The 19,503-nt window shown below is 53.1% G+C and carries 21 protein-coding genes and 1 other annotated feature; of the genes, 9 read left to right on the top strand and 12 right to left on the bottom strand.

Going from position 1 to position 19,503, the window contains the following annotated elements; genetic code table 11:
- Nucleotides 1-358: 358 nt before the first annotated feature.
- The 3 genes from clpB to rluD form a co-directional block, all read right to left on the bottom strand.
- Nucleotides 359-2,932: an ATP-dependent chaperone ClpB gene (clpB, locus tag ACERJC_RS14750; RefSeq protein WP_152402761.1), complete on the bottom strand. Its 2,574-nt coding sequence runs from the start codon at nt 2,930-2,932 to the stop codon at nt 359-361.
- A 129-nt stretch (nt 2,933-3,061) separates the two neighbouring features.
- Nucleotides 3,062-3,793: a purine nucleoside phosphorylase YfiH gene (yfiH, locus tag ACERJC_RS14745; RefSeq protein WP_373671964.1), complete on the bottom strand. Its 732-nt coding sequence runs from the start codon at nt 3,791-3,793 to the stop codon at nt 3,062-3,064.
- Nucleotides 3,790-4,770 carry a 23S rRNA pseudouridine(1911/1915/1917) synthase RluD gene (gene rluD, locus ACERJC_RS14740; protein WP_152402756.1) on the bottom strand — a complete coding sequence of 327 codons (981 nt, stop codon included), beginning with the start codon at nt 4,768-4,770 and terminating at the stop codon, nt 3,790-3,792. The genes yfiH and rluD overlap by 4 nt, the downstream gene beginning before the upstream one ends.
- Before the next feature lie 130 nt (nt 4,771-4,900).
- Between rluD and bamD the strand changes: the two genes are divergently transcribed.
- The 4 genes from bamD (at nt 4,901) to pheA (ending at nt 7,658) form a co-directional block, all read left to right on the top strand.
- The gene (gene bamD, locus ACERJC_RS14735) at nt 4,901-5,638 is read left to right on the top strand and encodes an outer membrane protein assembly factor BamD (protein WP_152402753.1); all 738 of its coding nucleotides are present in this window, start codon (nt 4,901-4,903) and stop codon (nt 5,636-5,638) included.
- 271 nt (nt 5,639-5,909) lie between these two features.
- Complete coding sequence (raiA, locus tag ACERJC_RS14730; protein WP_152402750.1) at nt 5,910-6,248, top strand: ribosome-associated translation inhibitor RaiA; 339 nt, start codon at nt 5,910-5,912, stop codon at nt 6,246-6,248.
- 102 nt (nt 6,249-6,350) lie between these two features.
- Nucleotides 6,351-6,475, top strand: a sequence feature (Phe leader region).
- On the top strand, nt 6,352-6,399 hold the full coding sequence (gene pheL / locus ACERJC_RS14725; RefSeq protein ID WP_373671975.1) for a pheA operon leader peptide PheL: 48 nt from the start codon (nt 6,352-6,354) through the stop codon (nt 6,397-6,399). It overlaps the preceding feature by 48 nt.
- A gap of 22 nt (nt 6,476-6,497) precedes the next feature.
- A complete protein-coding gene (gene pheA / locus ACERJC_RS14720) occupies nt 6,498-7,658 on the top strand; it encodes a bifunctional chorismate mutase/prephenate dehydratase (RefSeq protein WP_152402748.1) in 1,161 nt (386 codons plus the stop codon).
- 102 nt (nt 7,659-7,760) lie between these two features.
- Here the strand turns inward: pheA and tyrA are convergent, their stop codons facing one another.
- The gene (tyrA, locus tag ACERJC_RS14715; RefSeq protein ID WP_152402746.1) at nt 7,761-8,882 is read right to left on the bottom strand and encodes a bifunctional chorismate mutase/prephenate dehydrogenase; all 1,122 of its coding nucleotides are present in this window, start codon (nt 8,880-8,882) and stop codon (nt 7,761-7,763) included.
- Between the two features lie 10 nt (nt 8,883-8,892).
- On the bottom strand, nt 8,893-9,963 hold the full coding sequence (aroF, locus tag ACERJC_RS14710; RefSeq protein ID WP_152402744.1) for a 3-deoxy-7-phosphoheptulonate synthase AroF: 1,071 nt from the start codon (nt 9,961-9,963) through the stop codon (nt 8,893-8,895).
- A gap of 214 nt (nt 9,964-10,177) precedes the next feature.
- Between aroF and ACERJC_RS14705 the strand changes: the two genes are divergently transcribed.
- The 4 genes from ACERJC_RS14705 to ACERJC_RS14690 all read left to right on the top strand — a co-directional run bounded on the left by ACERJC_RS14705 (nt 10,178) and on the right by ACERJC_RS14690 (nt 12,925).
- Entirely contained in the window at nt 10,178-10,552 is a 375-nt protein-coding gene (locus tag ACERJC_RS14705; protein ID WP_178823422.1) for a DUF2799 domain-containing protein, read from the top strand.
- Nucleotides 10,553-10,692: 140 nt separating this feature from the next.
- Nucleotides 10,693-11,211, top strand: a complete 519-nt coding sequence (gene yfiR / locus ACERJC_RS14700; protein ID WP_373671963.1) for a regulatory sequestration protein YfiR — start codon at nt 10,693-10,695, stop codon at nt 11,209-11,211.
- Entirely contained in the window at nt 11,204-12,427 is a 1,224-nt protein-coding gene (gene dgcN, locus ACERJC_RS14695; protein ID WP_152402737.1) for a diguanylate cyclase DgcN/YfiN, read from the top strand. The genes yfiR and dgcN overlap by 8 nt, the downstream gene beginning before the upstream one ends.
- Nucleotides 12,428-12,442: 15 nt before the next feature.
- Nucleotides 12,443-12,925 (top strand): OmpA family protein, encoded by a 483-nt coding sequence (locus ACERJC_RS14690; protein ID WP_152402736.1) that lies wholly within the window; start codon nt 12,443-12,445, stop codon nt 12,923-12,925.
- 3 nt (nt 12,926-12,928) lie between these two features.
- Here the strand turns inward: ACERJC_RS14690 and ACERJC_RS14685 are convergent, their stop codons facing one another.
- The 7 genes from ACERJC_RS14685 to ffh all read right to left on the bottom strand — a co-directional run bounded on the left by ACERJC_RS14685 (nt 12,929) and on the right by ffh (nt 18,529).
- Nucleotides 12,929-14,287 (bottom strand): PepSY-associated TM helix domain-containing protein, encoded by a 1,359-nt coding sequence (locus ACERJC_RS14685; RefSeq protein ID WP_373671962.1) that lies wholly within the window; start codon nt 14,285-14,287, stop codon nt 12,929-12,931.
- Nucleotides 14,288-14,344: 57 nt separating this feature from the next.
- Nucleotides 14,345-14,755 (bottom strand): DUF2946 domain-containing protein, encoded by a 411-nt coding sequence (locus ACERJC_RS14680; RefSeq protein WP_373671961.1) that lies wholly within the window; start codon nt 14,753-14,755, stop codon nt 14,345-14,347.
- 141 nt (nt 14,756-14,896) lie between these two features.
- Entirely contained in the window at nt 14,897-15,244 is a 348-nt protein-coding gene (gene rplS, locus ACERJC_RS14675; RefSeq protein WP_125294809.1) for a 50S ribosomal protein L19, read from the bottom strand.
- Nucleotides 15,245-15,284: 40 nt separating this feature from the next.
- The gene (gene trmD / locus ACERJC_RS14670) at nt 15,285-16,052 is read right to left on the bottom strand and encodes a tRNA (guanosine(37)-N1)-methyltransferase TrmD (RefSeq protein ID WP_046485395.1); all 768 of its coding nucleotides are present in this window, start codon (nt 16,050-16,052) and stop codon (nt 15,285-15,287) included.
- A 44-nt stretch (nt 16,053-16,096) separates the two neighbouring features.
- Entirely contained in the window at nt 16,097-16,645 is a 549-nt protein-coding gene (gene rimM / locus ACERJC_RS14665) for a ribosome maturation factor RimM (RefSeq protein WP_046485398.1), read from the bottom strand.
- 18 nt (nt 16,646-16,663) lie between these two features.
- Entirely contained in the window at nt 16,664-16,912 is a 249-nt protein-coding gene (rpsP, locus tag ACERJC_RS14660; RefSeq protein WP_042325918.1) for a 30S ribosomal protein S16, read from the bottom strand.
- Between the two features lie 255 nt (nt 16,913-17,167).
- Nucleotides 17,168-18,529, bottom strand: a complete 1,362-nt coding sequence (gene ffh, locus ACERJC_RS14655; RefSeq protein ID WP_046485408.1) for a signal recognition particle protein — start codon at nt 18,527-18,529, stop codon at nt 17,168-17,170.
- Nucleotides 18,530-18,694: 165 nt separating this feature from the next.
- Between ffh and ACERJC_RS14650 the strand changes: the two genes are divergently transcribed.
- Nucleotides 18,695-19,486 carry a cytochrome C assembly family protein gene (locus ACERJC_RS14650; protein WP_152402729.1) on the top strand — a complete coding sequence of 264 codons (792 nt, stop codon included), beginning with the start codon at nt 18,695-18,697 and terminating at the stop codon, nt 19,484-19,486.
- Nucleotides 19,487-19,503 lie beyond the last annotated feature (17 nt).

The raw sequence follows: 19,503 nt of genomic DNA, 5'->3' as shown, positions 1-19,503 counted from the left end.
GCCCACACAGATTGTCTGATAAATTGTTAAAGAGCAGTGCCGCTTCGCTTTTTCTCAGCGGCGCGGGGTGTGCATAATACGCTTTCCCGCTTCAGAGTCAAGCATTTATTTCGCTTTTCTCTGTGGGGGTTCATCACTGGTTTTCACCGGAGAACCCTGCTGACCCGGCGGCTTACGTGCCGTTGTTCCGTGTCAGTGGAGGCGCATTATAGGGAGTTATTTCAGGCTGACAAGTCAAAAATACAAAAAACTTATCAACCGCTCACTTTCCAGGCAAACAACCTCATAAACCGTCATTTTAGCCTGGTTTTTAAACAAAAATGGGCTCCGGAGAGCCCATTTATTATTTCATCAGGAATTACTGTACTGCGACAATACGATCGTTGTTTACTTCAAGACGAATCGTTTTGCCTGGAATTAACTCACCAGACAGGATTTGCTGCGCCAGTGGGTTTTCGATCTGCTGCTGGATTGCACGTTTCAACGGACGAGCCCCATACACCGGATCATAACCATTCGCGCTCAGCAGTTTCAGTGCCTCGTCGGAGATGTGGATTTCATAACCACGCTCTTCCAGACGTTTATACAGACGCTGCAGTTGGATCTGCGCAATAGATGCGATGTGTTGTTCACCCAACGGATGGAATACGACAACCTCATCTATACGGTTTATGAATTCCGGGCGGAAGTTGTGACTCACCACGCCTAACACCAGGTCTTTCATATGGCTGTAGTCCAGATCGCCGAAGCGTTCCTGAATCAGATCGGAACCCAGGTTAGAGGTCATAATAACTACCGTATTACGGAAGTCGACCGTTCTCCCCTGCCCGTCGGTCAGGCGACCATCATCCAGTACCTGCAGAAGAATGTTGAACACATCAGGATGCGCTTTTTCAACTTCATCTAACAGAATGACCGAATAAGGACGACGACGAACCGCTTCTGTCAGGTACCCCCCCTCTTCATAGCCGACATATCCCGGAGGCGCCCCTACCAGACGAGACACCGAGTGTTTCTCCATAAACTCGGACATGTCGATACGAACCATCGCATCATCGCTATCAAACATAAAGTTTGCCAGCGCTTTACAGAGCTCGGTTTTACCTACCCCGGTTGGGCCGAGGAACAGGAACGAACCGATCGGACGGTTTGGATCGGCAAGACCCGCACGACTACGACGAATCGCGTTCGATACCGCTTCTACCGCTTCGTTCTGCCCGATCACGCGGCTGTGTAACTCCTGCTCCATACGCAACAGTTTTTCGCGCTCACCTTCCAGCATTCTCGCAACCGGAATGCCGGTCCAGCGCGCCAGCACTTCGGCAATTTCCGCATCCGTCACTTTATTACGCAGCAGACGCATGGTCTTGCCTTCAGACTGGGTCGCGGCTTCCAGCTGTTTTTCCAGCTCAGGGATTTTGCCGTACTGCAGTTCGGACATCCGCGCCAGATCGCCAACACGACGAGCCTGCTCAATGGCAATCTTCGCCTGTTCCAGCTCGGCCTTAATCGTTTGTGTTCCGGAGAGCGACGCTTTTTCCGCTTTCCACTCTTCTTCTAATTCAGAGTACTGACGCTCTTTGTCGTCCAGTTCTTCGTTAAGCATGTCGAGACGTTTTTTGCTCGCCTCATCAGACTCTTTCATCAGCGCCTGCTGTTCCAGTTTGAGCTGGATAATACGGCGGTCTAGTCTGTCCAGTTCTTCCGGCTTGGAGTCAATCTGCATACGGATGCTGGATGCTGCTTCATCGATCAGGTCAATAGCTTTATCCGGCAACTGACGGTCAGCGATGTAGCGATGAGACAGCGTAGCCGCCGCAACGATTGCCGGGTCCGTAATTTGTACATGGTGATGCAGTTCATAACGTTCTTTCAGACCACGAAGAATCGCGATGGTATCTTCCACTGAAGGCTCTGCTACAAACACTTTCTGGAAACGACGTTCCAGTGCCGCATCTTTTTCGATGTACTGGCGATACTCGTCGAGCGTTGTCGCCCCTACGCAGTGTAGTTCCCCACGCGCCAGCGCCGGTTTCAGCATGTTCCCGGCATCCATTGCGCCATCCGCTTTACCCGCGCCGACCATCGTGTGCAGTTCGTCGATAAACAGGATGACATTCCCTTCCTGTTTGGCGAGATCGGTAAGTACGCCTTTTAAGCGTTCTTCAAATTCACCACGGTATTTTGCCCCTGCCACCAGCGCACCCATATCCAGCGCCAGTACGCGACGGCCTTTTAACCCTTCCGGAACTTCACCGTTAATGATCCGCTGTGCCAGCCCTTCAACAATCGCCGTTTTACCGACGCCAGGTTCACCGATTAACACCGGGTTGTTTTTAGTACGACGTTGCAGCACCTGAATGGTACGGCGGATCTCTTCGTCACGGCCGATAACCGGGTCAAGTTTGCCCTGCTCAGCACGCTCGGTCAGATCGACTGTGTATTTTTTCAAGGCCTGACGTTGGTCTTCAGCCCCCTGGTCATTCACGCTTTCACCTCCACGCATTTGTTCAATTGCCTGAGTAATATTGGCGGTTGTTGCACCAGCCGATTTCAGTAAATCGGGCAATGTACCGCGCGACTCAAGCGCCGCCAGAACGAACAGTTCTGACGAAATAAAGTTGTCCCCTCGCTTTTGCGCCAGCTTGTCGCAAAGATTCAGTACGCGCACCAAATCCTGAGACGGCTGGACGTCGCCGCCGGTGCCTTCCACCTGCGGTAAACGACTCAGCGCCTGATCGATGGCGGTGCGTAGCTGTCCGGCATTAATGCCGGCAGAGGTTAATAAAGGACGTACCGATCCCCCTTCCTGATTCAGCAAGGCGCTCATTAAATGAAGAGGTTCGATGAATTGGTTGTCGTGCCCCAGTGCGAGTGACTGGGCATCGGCAAGAGCAAGCTGGAATTTGTTAGTAAGACGATCCAGACGCATAACTCCTCCCATAACAGGTCAAATTTGCTACTGGAGATTAAATGAGGTCATCCCTCAATTATTCAAGGTTATTGACCTGAATTATGTGAAAAGAAAATTACGCGTACCGGATCGTCTTGATTCTTTAGGTTATATCAGCCAAATAAAACTTGCCATACGCCCCGTGGTCTTGTCGCGACGATAAGAGAAGAAAGTCTCATTTTCACTAAAAGTACAGCGGTCACCGCCATAAATTTGCTCAATGCCAACCTTTGCCAGGCGCTGACGCGCAAGCTGATAAATATTCGCCAGATATTTTTCACCGTGCGGCACAAAGGCTTCATGCGCGTTAGCCTCTTTGGCGATAAATGCCTCACGCACCTCTGGCCCAACTTCAAACGCGGCTGGACCAATCGCCGGGCCTAACCAGGCAAGAATGTTTTCTGGCTTGTCGACAAAACAGGCCACCGTCTCTTCCAGTACGCCTTCACATAATCCACGCCAGCCCGCATGGGCTGCCGCCACTTCAGTACCCGCCCGGTTACAGAATAATACGGGCAGACAGTCCGCCGTCATCACCGCGCAAACGGTGCCCGGCGTATTACTGTATGACGCATCCGCCCGTTTAGAGGCGTAAGGCTCGCCGGTTAGCTTCAGGACATCTTTTCCATGAACCTGCTCCAGCCAGACCGGTTTTGAAGGCAGATTGCCCGCAGCAAACAGGCGTCTGCGGTTCTCGTCGACATGCTCCGGGTTATCGCCGCAGTGGGCCCCCAGATTTAATGCATCATACGGCGGCATACTCACGCCGCCTGTACGGGTCGAACTGCAGGCCGCTACACCTTTCGGTAGAGGCCACTGCGGGACAATAAGCTCACTCATAGCCAGGCCACGTCATCCTTATGTTCTTCGAAATCCGCGCGCATCGCGTCAATCAGTTCAACCATATCCTGCGGGATTGGCGCATGCCATTCCATTTCGATACCGGAAATCGGGTGATACAAACGCAGCATAGTGGCATGCAGCGCCTGACGGTCGAATTTACGCAGCGTAGAGATAAACACATCCGACGCCCCTTTCGGCGGACGCGGACGGCCACCGTACACCTGATCGCCCACCAGCGGATGGGTGATATGCGCCATATGCACGCGGATCTGGTGCGTACGTCCGGTCTCCAGACGCAACCGCAGACGCGTGTGCACACGGAAGTGCTCCATGATGCGATAGTGCGTGACCGCGGGTTTACCCATCGGATGCACCGCCATATGGGTACGCTTCGTCGGGTGACGGCTGATAGGTTCTTCCACCGTGCCGCCTGCGGTCATATGACCGATCGCTACCGCTTCATATTCACGGGTGATCTCACGCAACTGCAGCGCTTCCACCAGACGCGTCTGCGCCGGAACGGTTTTCGCGACCACCATCAGTCCAGTGGTGTCTTTATCCAGACGATGGACAATACCCGCACGTGGAACATCAGCAATCGGCGGATAATAATGCAGTAACGCATTCAGAACCGTACCGTCCGGATTACCCGCGCCAGGGTGGACAACCAGATCGCGCGGCTTGTTGATAACAATGATGTCATCATCTTCATAAACGATATCCAGTGGGATATCCTGAGGCTCGAAGCGGATTTCTTCATCGATTTCAGCATCGATGGCGACCAGCTCTCCGCCTAACACTTTTTCTTTAGGTCTGTCGCAAAGTTTACCGTTGACCAACACGCGCCTATCAAGAATCCAATCTTTTATGCGCGATCGCGAATAATCAGGGAACATTTCGGCCAAAGCTTGATCTAAGCGTTGACCGAGTTGATTTTCGGATACTGTTGCGGTGAGTTGTACTCGTTGTGCCATATACAGCTTCTTCGTTTATCGTTGGGTTTTACGGCTTTGCCGTTTAATATAGTGTGTTATTGTAGCTGGTCTTAACCGGGAGCAGGAACAGAGAATCTCCCGTAAACATTTTGAGGAAAGTCAAAACGTCATGACGCGCATGAAATATCTGGTGGCAGCAGCCACGTTGAGCCTGTTTTTGGCGGGTTGCTCTGGTTCAAAGGAAGAGGTGCCCGATAATCCGCCTAATGAAATCTACGCGACTGCTCAGCAAAAGCTGCAGGACGGTAACTGGAAACAGGCAATAACGCAATTGGAAGCGTTGGATAACCGCTATCCATTTGGTCCCTATTCTCAGCAGGTGCAGTTAGATCTCATCTATGCCTACTACAAAAACGCCGATCTGCCGCTTGCTCAGGCTGCTATCGATCGCTTTATCCGCCTGAACCCGACGCATCCTAACATTGATTATGTCATGTATATGCGTGGTCTGACCAATATGGCGTTAGATGACAGCGCATTACAAGGATTCTTTGGTGTCGATCGTAGCGACCGCGATCCGCAGCATGCGCGAGCTGCGTTCAATGACTTTTCGAAACTGGTCCGCGGTTATCCGAACAGCCAGTACACCACCGACGCCACCAAACGTCTGGTGTTCCTGAAAGATCGCCTGGCGAAGTATGAGTACTCCGTTGCGGATTACTACACCAAGCGCGGCGCATGGGTTGCCGTGGTTAACCGTGTAGAAGGTATGCTGCGCGATTTCCCGGATACGCAGGCCACGCGTGACGCCCTGCCGCTAATGGAAAATGCCTATCGCGAAATGCAGATGACGACGCAGGCTGACAAAGTGGCGAAAATTATCGCCGCCAATAGCAGCAACACCTGATCGATTTTCATATGCAAAAACGGCAGCCCAAGGGCTGCCGTTTTTTTATCCGTTTCGCGTCAGGACGCTGATGACTTTTGCATGACGCAACCCATCAAATATGGCCTGCTTTCTGGCTTTCCTCAAGTGAAAAATCACCTCTTCCTGCGATAACTCACAAAAAGGTTCCCTTGACAAAAAGTGACAAAATAATGTGATTAAAGTCACACATTTTGACATTAGGAACGGTATGCTGGGATCACCAAGACGGGAAAGACAAGAGGTAAAATTTATGACAATGAACATTACCAGTAAACAAATGGAAATTACTCCGGCAATTCGCCAACATGTCGCAGACCGTCTCGCCAAGCTGGATAAATGGCAAACCCATCTTATTAATCCGCATATCATTCTGTCCAAGGAGCCAAAGGGTTTCGTTGCTGATGCAACCATCAATACACCGAACGGACATCTGGTCGCCAGCGCAAAACACGAAGATATGTACACCGCTATTAACGATTTGATCAACAAGCTGGAACGGCAGCTCAATAAAGTGCAGCACAAAGGCGAAGCCCGTCGTGCAACAACTTCAGTAAAAGACGCCAACTTCGTCGAAGCAGAAGAAGAGTAGTCCCTTACATTGAGTGTATCGCCAACGCGCCTTCGGGCGCGTTTTTTGTTGACAGGGTGAAAACAGTACGGGTACTTTACTCACATCGCTTAAGGAAACTGATATGAAACTCACCCCGTTCTCCTTCGCATTCTTTTTTACCTTCCCCTGAATGGGAGGCTTTCGTCGTGTGAAAAAGAATGCGAAGACGAACAATAAGGCCTCCCACACCGGGGGGCCTTTTTTATTGATAACAATAAAGGCAACACTATGACATCGGAAAACCCATTACTGGCGCTGCGCGATAAAATCAGCACGCTGGATGCAAAATTGCTGGCGTTACTGGCCGAGAGACGTGAGCTGGCGGTTGAAGTCGGTAAAGCCAAGCTCGAATCCCATCGCCCGGTACGGGATATTGACCGCGAGCGCGATCTGCTGGACAGGCTGATTACACTTGGCAAAGCGCATCATCTTGATGCCCACTACATCACCCGCCTTTTTCAGCTCATCATCGAAGATTCCGTTCTCACCCAGCAGGCGCTGCTCCAGCAACATCTGAATAAAACCAACCCGCATTCCGCGCGCGTGGCGTTCCTGGGGCCAAAAGGCTCTTACTCACATCTCGCGGCTCGTCAGTATGCTGCACGTCACTTTGAACAGTTTATTGAAAGCGGCTGTGCAAAGTTCGCTGATATTTTTAATCAGGTCGAAACCGGCCAGGCCGACTACGCGGTCGTGCCAATTGAAAACACCAGCTCCGGTGGAATTAACGATGTGTACGATCTGCTGCAACACACGACGCTGTCAATTGTGGGCGAGATGACGATCGCTATCGACCACTGCGTGCTGGTTTGCGGAACAACAGACCTGGACACCATCGAAACGGTGTACAGCCATCCGCAGCCGTTCCAGCAGTGCAGCAAGTTTCTCAGTCGTTACCCGCACTGGAAAATTGAGTACACCGAAAGCACGTCCGCCGCGATGGAAAAGGTCGCTCAGGCGAACTCTCCACGCGTTGCCGCACTCGGAAGCGAAGCGGGTGGCGTGCTGCATGGTTTACAGGTTCTGGAACGTATCGAAGCGAACCAGACGCAGAACATCACTCGCTTCATCGTGCTGGCACGTAAAGCGATCAACGTCTCCGACCAGGTACCAGCGAAAACCACACTGCTGATGGCGACAGGACAACAGGCGGGTGCTCTGGTGGAAGCGCTGCTGGTGATGCGTAATCACAATCTGATCATGACCAAACTGGAATCCCGCCCCATACACGGCAATCCCTGGGAAGAGATGTTTTATCTCGACATCCAGGCCAACCTGGAATCCCCGCAGATGCAAAAAGCGCTTAAAGAGTTGGGCGAAATTACTCGCTCCATGAAGGTGCTGGGCTGCTATCCCAGTGAGAACGTGGTGCCGGTGGATCCGAGCTGACAATCTTAATTTTCCGGATGGCGCTACGCTTATCCGGCCTACAATTCATGCGACTTTTGTAGGCCGGATAAGGCGAAGCCGCCATCCGGCATCATCCTGCCATTACTGTCGACTGTCATTCGCCTGGCGTAATAGCGTACGACTTTCGCTCTGGAAGCGCTTCGCATAGTCACCGAACCAGTGCTCCACTTTGCGGAAGCTGTCGATAAATGCTTGTTTATCCCCCTGCTCCAGCAGGCTAATCGCTTCGCCAAAACGCTTATAGTAACGCTTAATCAGCGCCAGATTGCTCTCCGAGGACATGATGATATCGGCGTAAAGCTGCGGGTCCTGGGCAAACAGTCGCCCCACCATCGCCAGTTCAAGACGATAAATCGGAGAAGAAAGTGCCAACAGTTGTTCAAGCTGCACGTTTTCTTCCGCCAGATGCAGACCATAGGCAAAGGTTGCAAAGTGGCGCAGCGCCTGAATGAACGCCATGTTCTGATCGTGCTCGACGGCGCTGATGCGGTGCAGTCGTGCGCCCCAGACCTGAATCTGCTCCAGGAACCACTGATAGGCTTCCGGATTGCGCCCGTCGCACCAGACCACCACCTGCTTTGCCAGGCTACCGCTGTCCGGACCGAACATCGGGTGCAGACCGAGCACAGGGCCGTCGTGCGCCGCCAGCATCGCCTGTAAGGGACCATTTTTCACCGACGCCAGATCGACCAGAATACAGTCAGCCGGCAAAGGCGGTAACTTGCCGATCACCGATTCCGTCAGATGGATCGGGACGCTGACGATCACCATACCGGCATCCGCGACGATCTCCTGCGCGCGATCCCAGTCATGCTGTTCGAGGATCCGCACCTGATAACCCGACAGGGTGAGCATTTTCTCGAACAACCGTCCCATCTGCCCGCCCCCGCCGACAATGACCACCGGGCGCAGAGAAGGACACAGCGTCTTAAATCCTTTATCGTTCTCGCTGGAATAGGACTCACGCATCACCCGGCGCAACACGTCTTCAATCAGATCGGGCGGTACGCCGAGCGCTTCTGCTTCTGCACGGCGCGACGCCAGCATCGAGGCTTCGCGCTCTGGTACGTAAATCGGCAGGCCAAAGCGGCTTTTGACTTCACCGACCTCAGCCACCAGTTCCAGACGGCGCGCCAGCAAATCCAGCAGCGCCTTGTCCACTTCATCAATTTGATCGCGTAATGCGGTCAACTCAGCAACCATAACGAACCTCTTAAGCCTGGCGCGCCGCCAACTGGCCGTTCAAGTCTTTGTTTATTTCACGCAGCAACGCGTCCGTCATTTCCCAACTGATGCAGGCATCGGTAACGGACACGCCGTACTTCATTTCGCTGCGCGGTTGCTCGGAGGACTGGTTGCCTTCGTGAATGTTACTTTCAATCATCAGACCGATGATTGAGCGGTTGCCATCTTTAATTTGTGCAACCACCGACTCCGCCACGGCAGGCTGACGACGGTAATCTTTATTGGAGTTACCATGACTGCAATCTACCATCAGTGACGGCCGCAGTCCCGCCTGCTCCATCTCTTTTTCGCACTGCGCGACGTCTGCCGGGCTGTAGTTAGGCGCTTTCCCACCGCGCAGGATCACATGCCCGTCCGGGTTACCCTGGGTTTGCAGTAGCGCAACCTGTCCGGCCTGGTTAATACCGACAAAACGGTGCGACTGCGCCGCAGCGCGCATGGCGTTGATCGCCGTCGCCAGGCTGCCGTCGGTGCCGTTTTTGAAACCCACCGGCATCGACAGACCCGACGCCATTTCACGGTGCGTTTGAGATTCTGTGGTGCGTGCGCCAATCGCCGACCAGCTAAACAGATCGCCCAGGTACTGTGGGCTGTTCGGATCCAGCGCTTCCGTCGCCAGCGGTAGCCCCATGTCGACCAGTTCAAGCAGCAGTTGACGCGCAATTTTCAGACCCGCTTCAACGTCAAAGGAGCCATCCATATGAGGATCGTTAATTAACCCTTTCCAGCCAACGGTGGTACGGGGTTTTTCAAAATAGACGCGCATCACCAGATAGAGGCTATCGCTGACCTCTGCGGCAAGGGCTTTAAATCGACGAGCATATTCCAGGGCCGTTTCAGGATCGTGAATGGAACACGGTCCACACACCACCAGCAGGCGCGGATCGCGACCGGCAATGATGTCAGAAATGGTTTTGCGCGACTGGCCGATTTGCGCCTCTTGCGCCAGGCTCAGCGGGAATTCCGCTTTAAGTTGTTCCGGGGTCATCAGAACCTGTTCGTCGGTAATATGTACGTTGTTCAGCGCGTCTTTTTGCATGATGGCGATCCTGTTTTAGCTCGTTTGCGATAGTTTTCCTCAGAGAGGATGACGTAACGATAACACAACGAGTAAAGATATCAATCCAAAATACGTAAACATTACGTTACAACAGTGATTTTTGTTCGATTTAATGCCTTTGTTTCCGTACAGAATAATTTACATGTGTTTATTGCGCGATCCGCTATGCTTTGAAAAAACAGGAGAACGGGCAATGACGAGAATAGTCGGTATCGCAGTCATTTTTCTGCTCAGCGGTTGTCAGATAGATCCTTACACCCACGCGCCAACATGGACCAGTACCAACTGGTATGATGCCGGCATCGAAGATGCGATTTCCGGCGTTGCCGTTAAAGATAATGAAACGCTGGCCGATACCTTTAACGATCCGGAAGTGGATCGTCCGCAATACCTCAAAGGCTATGCAGAAGGTCAACGTAAAACCTGCCAGCAAAATTTTGCCTACGCCAGAGGCGTGACGGGGAAAACTTTCCCTGCCAGTTGCGATACGGTAGAAAATGCCAGCCAGTTGCGTAAAGCATGGCAACAAGGTGCTGATGAAAATGCCAACTCAACGCGTCTGAATTAATATTTAGTCAGATTTAGCTTAAGGCTTATACGTTAATTCATAAGCTATAATGACGCTCCGCAAAAATAATGCTATTTTGCTTTAAACAAGACATGGATGTATTTTGATGACTGATAAAAGATGCTGGTGAGGAAACCGTTATGTTCGCTTCTCACCGACGCCTGATGCTGTTAATGCTTTTACTGGCAGGATCGCCAGTTTGTGCTCAGGACATCCCTGATGCGGCAAAAAACGTTCGCGCAATGGTCTCTGGCATTGTCAGCTATACGCGCTGGCCTGCCCTCTCAGGGCCGCCCAGACTGTGCATTTTCTCGTCTTCCCGGTTCGCCAGCGTATTGGGGGACAGCAGTGATACGTCACTGCCTTATCAACCCGTCATTATTAACACCGAACAAGAAGCATTAGCTGCTCGCTGTGATGGTGTTTATTTCGGCAGTGAATCTCCCACTGCTCAGGTTGAATTAACAAATAAATATCCGTCTAAGGCGTTGTTATTAATTGCAGAACAGAATGCCGAATGCATTATTGGTAGCGCCTTTTGTCTGATTATTAACAATAATGATGTCAGATTCGCCGTTAATCTGGATTCTTTGTCGCGTAGTGGCATAAGAGTCAATCCGGATGTATTGATGCTCGCACGGAATAAAAAGCATGGATAAGGATCATTCCCCTACTACTCGTCCAACGTTTAAGCGAGCGTTGCGACGCATCAACATCACCAGCGTGATCGTGACCATGACGCTGATCTGGCTGCTGCTGTGTGTTGCCTCGGTACTGACGTTAAAACAGTATGCGCAAAAAAACCTCGAGCTCACTGCGGCGACAATGACCCACAGTCTGGAAGCCGCACTGGTATTTACCGATGATGCCGCCGCCGCAGAAACGCTGGCCGCACTTGGCCAGCAGGGGCAATTTTCCGCCGCAGAAGTGCGCGACAATAATCAGAATGTCATTGCCTCCTGGCGCTATAACGCGCAGGAGAACGACGATAAGTTGGGTGATTTTATCAGCCACTGGCTCTTTCCCTTCCCTGTCGCCCAGCCAGTCTGGCACAGCGGAGAGATTATCGGTGAAGTTCGACTTACCGCGCGTGACAGTTTAATCAGCCACTTCATCTGGCTTTCACTGGCCGTGCTCACCGGATCAATTCTGCTGGCCTCCAGTATCGCCATTTTGCTGACGCGACATCTGCACCGCGGCGTGGTTGAGGCGCTGCAAAATATCACCGACGTGGTGCACGATGTGCGTACCAACCGCAATTTCTCCCGCCGCGTCTCTGAAGAGCGGATTGAAGAGTTCCACAATTTTGCCCAGGACTTCAACAGCCTGCTGGATGAAATGGAAGAGTGGCAACTACGCTTGCAGGCCAAAAATGCGCAATTACTGCGAACGGCACTGCACGATCCGCTGACGGGTCTGGCAAACCGTGCGGCTTTTCGTAGCAGTATCAGCGCCCTGATGAACGACAATTCCGCCCGTAGCAGCTCTGCGCTCCTATTTCTCGATGGCGATAACTTCAAATTCGTGAATGATACCTGGGGGCATGCCGCAGGCGATCGCGTCCTGATTGAAGTCGCCAGACGACTGGCCGAATTTGGTGGCAACCGCCATATCCCCTATCGCCTCGGCGGAGATGAGTTTGCCGTCGTGCTTTACGGCGTACATTCAGACTATGAAGTCCAGCGAATCAGCGCCGCGCTGTCACAAGAGTTTACTCGTCCTTTTGACCTGCATAACGGGCATTTAGTCAGTATGACGCTGAGCATGGGTTACGCGCTGACCTGGGAGCACGCTTCCGCCGAGAAATTACAAGAACTGGCCGATCGCAATATGTATCAGGCTAAACATCAGCGCACCGAGCGCTCGATTAAATAAAAAAGGAATGCACACATGCTTAAGCGTCTTTTATCTCCACTCATTCTTGCCGCGCTACTGCTGGCAGGCTGTCAGGCTCCACAGGGGAAATTCACCCCTGAGCAGGTAGCGGCCATGCAATCGTACGGATTTACGGAATCGGCGGGCGACTGGTCCCTGGGGCTTTCCGACACCATTTTGTTTGATAAGAATGACTACAAGCTACGAGCGGAAAGCCAGCAGCAGATCGAGTCGATGGCCGCTCGTCTGGCCTCAGTGGGTCTGAACCATGCTCGTATGGATGGGCACACCGATAACTACGGTGAGGATAGCTACAATGAAGCCTTATCGCTCAAGCGCGCCAATGTCGTGGCTGATGCTTGGTCAGAGGGCGCGAAGATTCCGCGCACCAATCTGACCACCCAGGGATTAGGGAAAAAATATCCGATCGCCAGCAACCAGTCTGCGAAAGGTCGCGCTGAAAACCGCCGCGTCGCCGTGGTCATCAGCACGCCTTAATCCTCAGTCGACTGACTGCGTGAACACCGTACGTGATGCATGAACCCAGCGCAGCCAGTCGATCAGCATGAACAGCAGCAGACTTCCTCCCAGCACCGGCATTGCCAGTCCGAGCGCAATCGCCAACAGCACGGCGCTAACACGTCCCCGCACGCTCAACATAAGCCAACAATGAACCAGCGTCTGTGCCGGACTGGTTGATGGGCTCGCAGGGCGGCGGATCCACCACAGCCGATAGCCAATCACTATCATCAGGCATAGCCCGGCGCCAAAACCGATCAGCAGCAGTTGGTTCGGCAATCCCAGCAGAATACCCATATGAAAATCGACGCCCCAACGCGTCAACTTCGCCATTAGTGGGAAGTCGGCAAACCGCGTACGGTCAGTCACCTGCCGTGTTGCCGGATCGACAGCAATGGCGTCAACCTGAGTAGGCCAACGGCGATCGATCTCTGTCACCGTCCAGCCGTGCTGCGCATCCTTCGGCGGGCGGATTTCCAGCCGGAGTGCATTCAGTCCTGCTTGTTGCGCGGTCTGTAATACGGCATCGAACTGACGGATATCCACGCGGGTCTCAGGCATCACCATGCCGCCATGGTGGTCTGCATGCTCATCATGAAGCTGGCGAGGTCCGTGGAGTTGAGCGTTAAGCTGTGGTGTCAGCCAGCCAAACGCCGCCCGCATTTTATCCACGTTGCCGCCTGCCCACTGTGACCAGGTCAGTCCGGTTGCCGAAAATAACAGCATTCCGGCTAACAACAGCCATCCCAGCGTAACGTGCAGTCGCCGGTGGTTTTGTACCGGATTGTTCAGCCGACGACGGGGGCGCGTAAACCACCAGAGCGCGATACCGCCCAGCGCCGCCACCCACATCCAGGATGCCGCCAGTTCACTGTAAATGCGCCCGACCTCCCCCAACAGTAGCGAACGGTGGGCATAATCAATCCACTGACGCAGAGGCAGAATGCCGCTGGTGCCGTACACCGGCATATCGCCTTTGATGGCCAGGGTCACTGGATCGATAAAAATAGCCCGGTGTTCAGAGGCCGCCAGTGCAGGATCGGCAAACATGACTCGCGTTGTCTCGCCAGGTTCCAGTCCAGGGCGAACGGCGTGCAGGCGCAGGTGCCCACCGGTCACCTGCTGAGCGATAGCCACCTGTGCCGCCAGCGATTGCGGCTCTCCCTGCATCGTCCCGTTAAGTGCCTGAGCGTAAATAGCCTCTTCCAGCTGCGGCGTCGCCACATACAGCGTACCGGTCAGCGCGGCAGCAAAGATAAATGGCCCGACAAACAGGCCGATATAGAAATGAAGGCGCCGCAGCAGGGTTATCCATGCCGCGCGCGGTGTGCAGGTTGTCATACTTTTCCTCAGAAAAAGCAAAAGAGTGTCGTGACGCTTATGCGCACAATCTTATTTTCAGAAACAGGAAAGCGCAGACCTGCGCGGCGGCGCGCGAGTATCCGGATACAGCCAGGGGAAGAAGTGCCAGTGTTGAACCGTCGGACGAATGGGGTTGCATGGCACTCTGAGCAGGACGCCGCAGAGCAGAATAACCAGAGCCAGGATAAGCCCGGGAACGTGAGCCAGTAACACGCAGTAACCACAGGCTTCGCCGTGATCGACGGGCATCGGGACGGGAGGAGAATCACCGTGATGCCCGGCGTGCTTTGTCATCGAACTCATCTCATGATGCATACCCGGCATCGCACTCATCGGGTCCTTTTGCAGCGCCACGGAGATCAGCGGGGCAATAACAATCAGCAGGATCGCCAACAGCGCGAGACATGCCGCACGCTGCTGAAAACCTGACTGACGAATTTTACCCATAACACCTGCCCCACTCGCCGCAAACGAAGAGCATTGTAAATGATTTATGAACCGAAGGTTAACATCGTGAGTATTACGGAGATAAAAAAAGGGCCAGCCAACTGGCCAGCCCCTCTAACAGGATGTCGCCTGAGCGATATCTTAGTTAAGACGCTCTTTGATACGAGCAGCCTTACCAGTACGCTCACGCAGGTAGTACAGTTTAGCTTTACGAACGGCACCACGACGTTTGACAGTAATGCTGTCAACAACCGGAGAGTGAGTCTGGAAGACACGCTCAACGCCTTCGCCGTTGGAAATTTTACGAACAGTGAATGCAGAGTGCAGACCGCGGTTACGAATAGCGATAACCACGCCCTCGAATGCCTGCAGACGTTTTTTGGAACCTTCAACAACCCATACTTTCACTTCCACGGTATCACCCGGACGGAAGGAAGGTACGTCCTGCTTCATCTGCTCTTGTTCAATTTGCTTAATAATGTTGCTCATAATTTAATCTCTTATCCTGGGTAAACTGATAATCGGGGGCTTACGCCATCCCATCATGTTTATGTTGCTGTTGCGCGTGTTCCGTTTTGAACTCCGCCAGCAACCTTGCTTGCTCTTCAGTCAGAGCCAGGTTTTCCAGAAGTTCAGGTCTTCTAAGCCAGGTGCGGCCCAGCGACTGTTTCAAACGCCAGCGACGTATCTCAGCATGGTTTCCTGACAGTAACACTGCCGGGACGTCCATCTCTTCTAACACTTCAGGTCGGGTATAGTGCGGGCAGTCCAGCAATCCATCCACAAAGGAATCTTCCGTTGCCGATGCTTCATGACCCAGAACCCCCGGGATAAACCGGGAAACGGAGTCAATCAGTACCATTGCGGGTAACTCTCCACCACTGAGAACGTAATCGCCGATTGACCATTCTTCGTCAATTTCGGTTTGGATCACGCGCTCATCTATGCCTTCGTAGCGACCACATACCAGAATCAGCTTTTGATTCGTGGCCAGTTCGCTGACGCCCGCTTGATCAAGCTTGCGTCCCTGAGGTGACAGATAAATCACCTTAGCGCCTTCACCCGCCGCGCTTTTTGCTGCATGAATGGCATCCCGTAAGGGTTGTACCATCATTAACATCCCCGGTCCGCCGCCGTAAGGACGTGAGTCCACGGTACGGTGCCGGTCATGCGCGAAGTCACGAGGACTCCAGCTCTGGATGTTCAGCAGGCCATTTTTAACAGCCCGGCCAGTTACCCCGTAATCGGTAATTGCACGAAACATTTCTGGAAACAGGCTAACGATACCTATAAACACAAGCCAATCCCCATCACGCCGTCATTTACCGCTTATCCGGTGGTTTAAAAACCAGGATCCCAATCTACTTCGATAGTCCGCGTAGTGAGATCGACTTTCTTGATAACCTGCCCATCGAGGAACGGCACGAGGCGTTCCTTGATACCAAACGCATCTTTCAGGTTTGCCTTAATGACGATGACGTCATTCGATCCGGTTTCCATCATGTCGACGACTTTCCCGAGATCGTAACCTTCTGTAGTCACTACCTGGCAGCCCATCAGGTCTTTCCAGTAGTAGTCACCCTCTTCCAGTTTTGGCAGTTGCGTAGAATCCACGACAATTTCGCAATTGGTCAGTAGATTCGCAGCATCCCGATCTTCAATGCCTTTCAGCTTGATGATCAGATCCTGATTGTGGTGCTTCCAGCTTTCCAGCTGTACTTGCTGCCACTGACCCGCCTTCTGGATAAACCAGGGCTGATAGTCAAAAATGCTTTCGGCGTCTTCAGTGGAAGAAAACACTCTGAGCCAACCACGAATACCGTAAGACGATCCCATTTTCCCTAAGACAATTGGGTCCACGGGTGCTTGCGCAGTGAGTTGCTTGCTCATCATGACCACCGTGACAGATTAAGCTGCTTTGCTTACTTCTTTGATCAGCGTAGCTACGCGATCAGAAATGGTCGCGCCCTGGCCAACCCAGTGAGCGATGCGATCCAGATCCAGGCGAGTGCCTTCTTCTTTTTCGCTAGCGATTGGGTTAAAGAAGCCAACGCGCTCAATGAAGCGACCGTTACGTGCGTTACGGCTGTCAGTAACAACAACCTGGTAGAACGGACGCTTTTTAGCGCCGTGACGAGCTAAACGAATAGTTACCATAACATCCTCTTGTGTGAATAAAACAACCGGGCCCCATCGAGGAACGGAGCCCGGGTGTCATATTAAAAGCCCGAAAATTTTACTGATTTCTGGGGAAATTGCAATCAGCAGTTGAAAACTCTGTCGCAGAAGGCCGTCGGCGGTGCAGCCAGTTCGGTGCCGGCGTGCGCGCAGCCACCGGAGCGTACACGCAGTACGTGAGGATGGCGAGCACACCCCGGTGCCGAAATGGCAAATAAGCCAGGCCTATAAAGATTAACGACCGGGGAATCCGGGAGGCATCATCCCTTTCATACTTCTCATCATCTTAGCCATCCCGCCCTTCTTCATCTTCTTCATCATGCGCTGCATGTCATCGAACTGTTTCAGAAGGCGGTTAACGTCCTGCACCTGCATACCGCAACCCTGCGCGATACGGCGTTTACGGGACCCTTTGATGATTTCCGGCTTCGCGCGCTCTTTCAGCGTCATCGAGTTGATGATCGCCTCCATGCGCACCAGCACTTTGTCATCCATCTGTGACTTCACGTTGTCCGGGATCTGGCCCATGCCCGGCAGCTTGCCCATCAGGCTCGCCATGCCGCCCATGTTTTTCATCTGCCGCAACTGTTCCAGGAAATCGGTCAGGTCGAAACCATCGCCCTTTTTCAGTTTAGTCGCCAGCTTCTCAGCCTGCGCGCGGTCAACTTTACTTTCGATATCTTCGATCAGCGACAGCACGTCGCCCATGCCGAGAATACGTGACGCGATACGGTCCGGATGGAACGGCTCCAGCGCCTCGTTTTTCTCGCCAACGCCGAGGAATTTGATCGGCTTGCCGGTGATGTGGCGAATAGAGAGCGCGGCACCGCCACGGGCGTCACCGTCAACTTTGGTCAGCACCACGCCGGTCAGCGGCAGCGCTTCGTTGAACGCCTTCGCGGTATTCGCCGCATCCTGACCGGTCATCGCGTCAACCACAAACAGGGTTTCTACCGGATTGATAGAAGCATGAACCTGCTTGATTTCGTCCATCATCGCTTCGTCAACGTGCAGACGACCGGCGGTATCCACCAGCAGCACGTCGTAGAATTTGAGTTTGGCTTCTTTCAATGCCGCGTTAACGATATCGACCGGCTTCTGACCGACATCCGACGGGAAGAAATCAACGCCGACCTGCTCTGCCAGCGTCTCCAGCTGTTTGATCGCCGCCGGGCGATACACGTCGGCAGAGACCACCAGCACTTTCTTCTTGTGCTTTTCGCGCAGGAATTTACCCAGCTTACCGACGCTGGTCGTTTTACCGGCACCCTGCAGACCCGCCATCAGCACCACGGCCGGCGGCTGCGCAGCCAGATTCAGACTTTGGTTCTCTTCACCCATCGCCGCCACGAGTTCGTTACGGACAATCTTGACGAACTCCTGTCCTGGCGTCAGGCTCTTGTTGACTTCATGTCCAACCGCTTTCTCTTTTACGCGATTGATAAACTCTCGCACTACCGGCAGCGCAACGTCAGCCTCCAGCAGCGCCATGCGCACTTCGCGCAGCGTCTCTTTAACGTTGTCTTCAGTAAGGCGTCCACGGCCACTGATGTTGCGCAGCGTGCGCGACAAACGATCGGTTAAATTATCAAACATTGTCTCTCGCCTGGGGTGGAAACGGTTGGTCGCTTAAGCGACACATGAATATAAATTTGCCGCAGTATAACATGAAGCCGTCTTTGTTGTTATGCAACGGTTGGAGCCGCGGTCACGTAACGCTATACTGCTTCTCTTTCTCACTGGCCAACTGTCGACACCACTATGCCCGTTTTTGCTCTGCTCGCCCTTGTCGCCTACTCCGTCAGCCTCGCGCTGATCGTCCCCGCACTGCTGCAAAAAAACAGCGGTTGGCGGCGTATGGCCATTCTTTCTGCGGTTGTCGCGCTGGTGTGTCACGCCATCGCACTTGAAGCCCGCATTCTGCCGGGTGGCGACAGCGGACAAAACCTGAGCCTGCTGAACGTCGGCTCGCTGGTTAGCCTGATGATCTGTACGGTGATGACGATTGTCGCCTCACGCAACCGTGGCTGGCTGTTGCTGCCGGTAGTGTATACCTTCGCGCTGATCAATCTGGCCTTCGCGACCTTCATGCCAAACGAATTCATTACCCATCTCGAAGCCACGCCGGGGATGATGATCCACATCGGGCTGTCGCTGTTTTCCTATGCAACGCTCATTATCGCCGCGCTGTACGCGCTGCAACTGGCCTGGATCGACTATCAGCTTAAAAACAAAAAACTGGCGTTCAATAATGAAATGCCGCCGCTGATGAGCATTGAGCGCAAGATGTTCCACATTACGCAGATTGGCGTAGTCCTGTTGACGCTCACCCTGTGTACCGGCCTGTTTTACATGCACAATCTGTTCAGCATGGAAAATATCGACAAAGCGGTTCTCTCTATCATCGCATGGTTTGTCTATATTGTTCTGTTGTGGGGGCATTATCATGAAGGCTGGCGCGGTCGTCGTGTCGTGTGGTTTAACGTCGCGGGCGCTGGGATCCTGACGTTGGCCTATTTCGGTAGCCGGATATTGCAGCAGTTTGTCAGCTAAGCCTTAAAGGAGGCGCC

Origin of the sequence: Citrobacter telavivensis (genome assembly GCF_041807075.1) — a bacterium.
Classification (GTDB): Bacteria; Pseudomonadota; Gammaproteobacteria; order Enterobacterales; family Enterobacteriaceae; genus Citrobacter_A; species Citrobacter_A telavivensis.
Note: the sequence above shows the minus strand (reverse complement) of the source record. Positions and strands in the feature narration are given on the sequence as shown.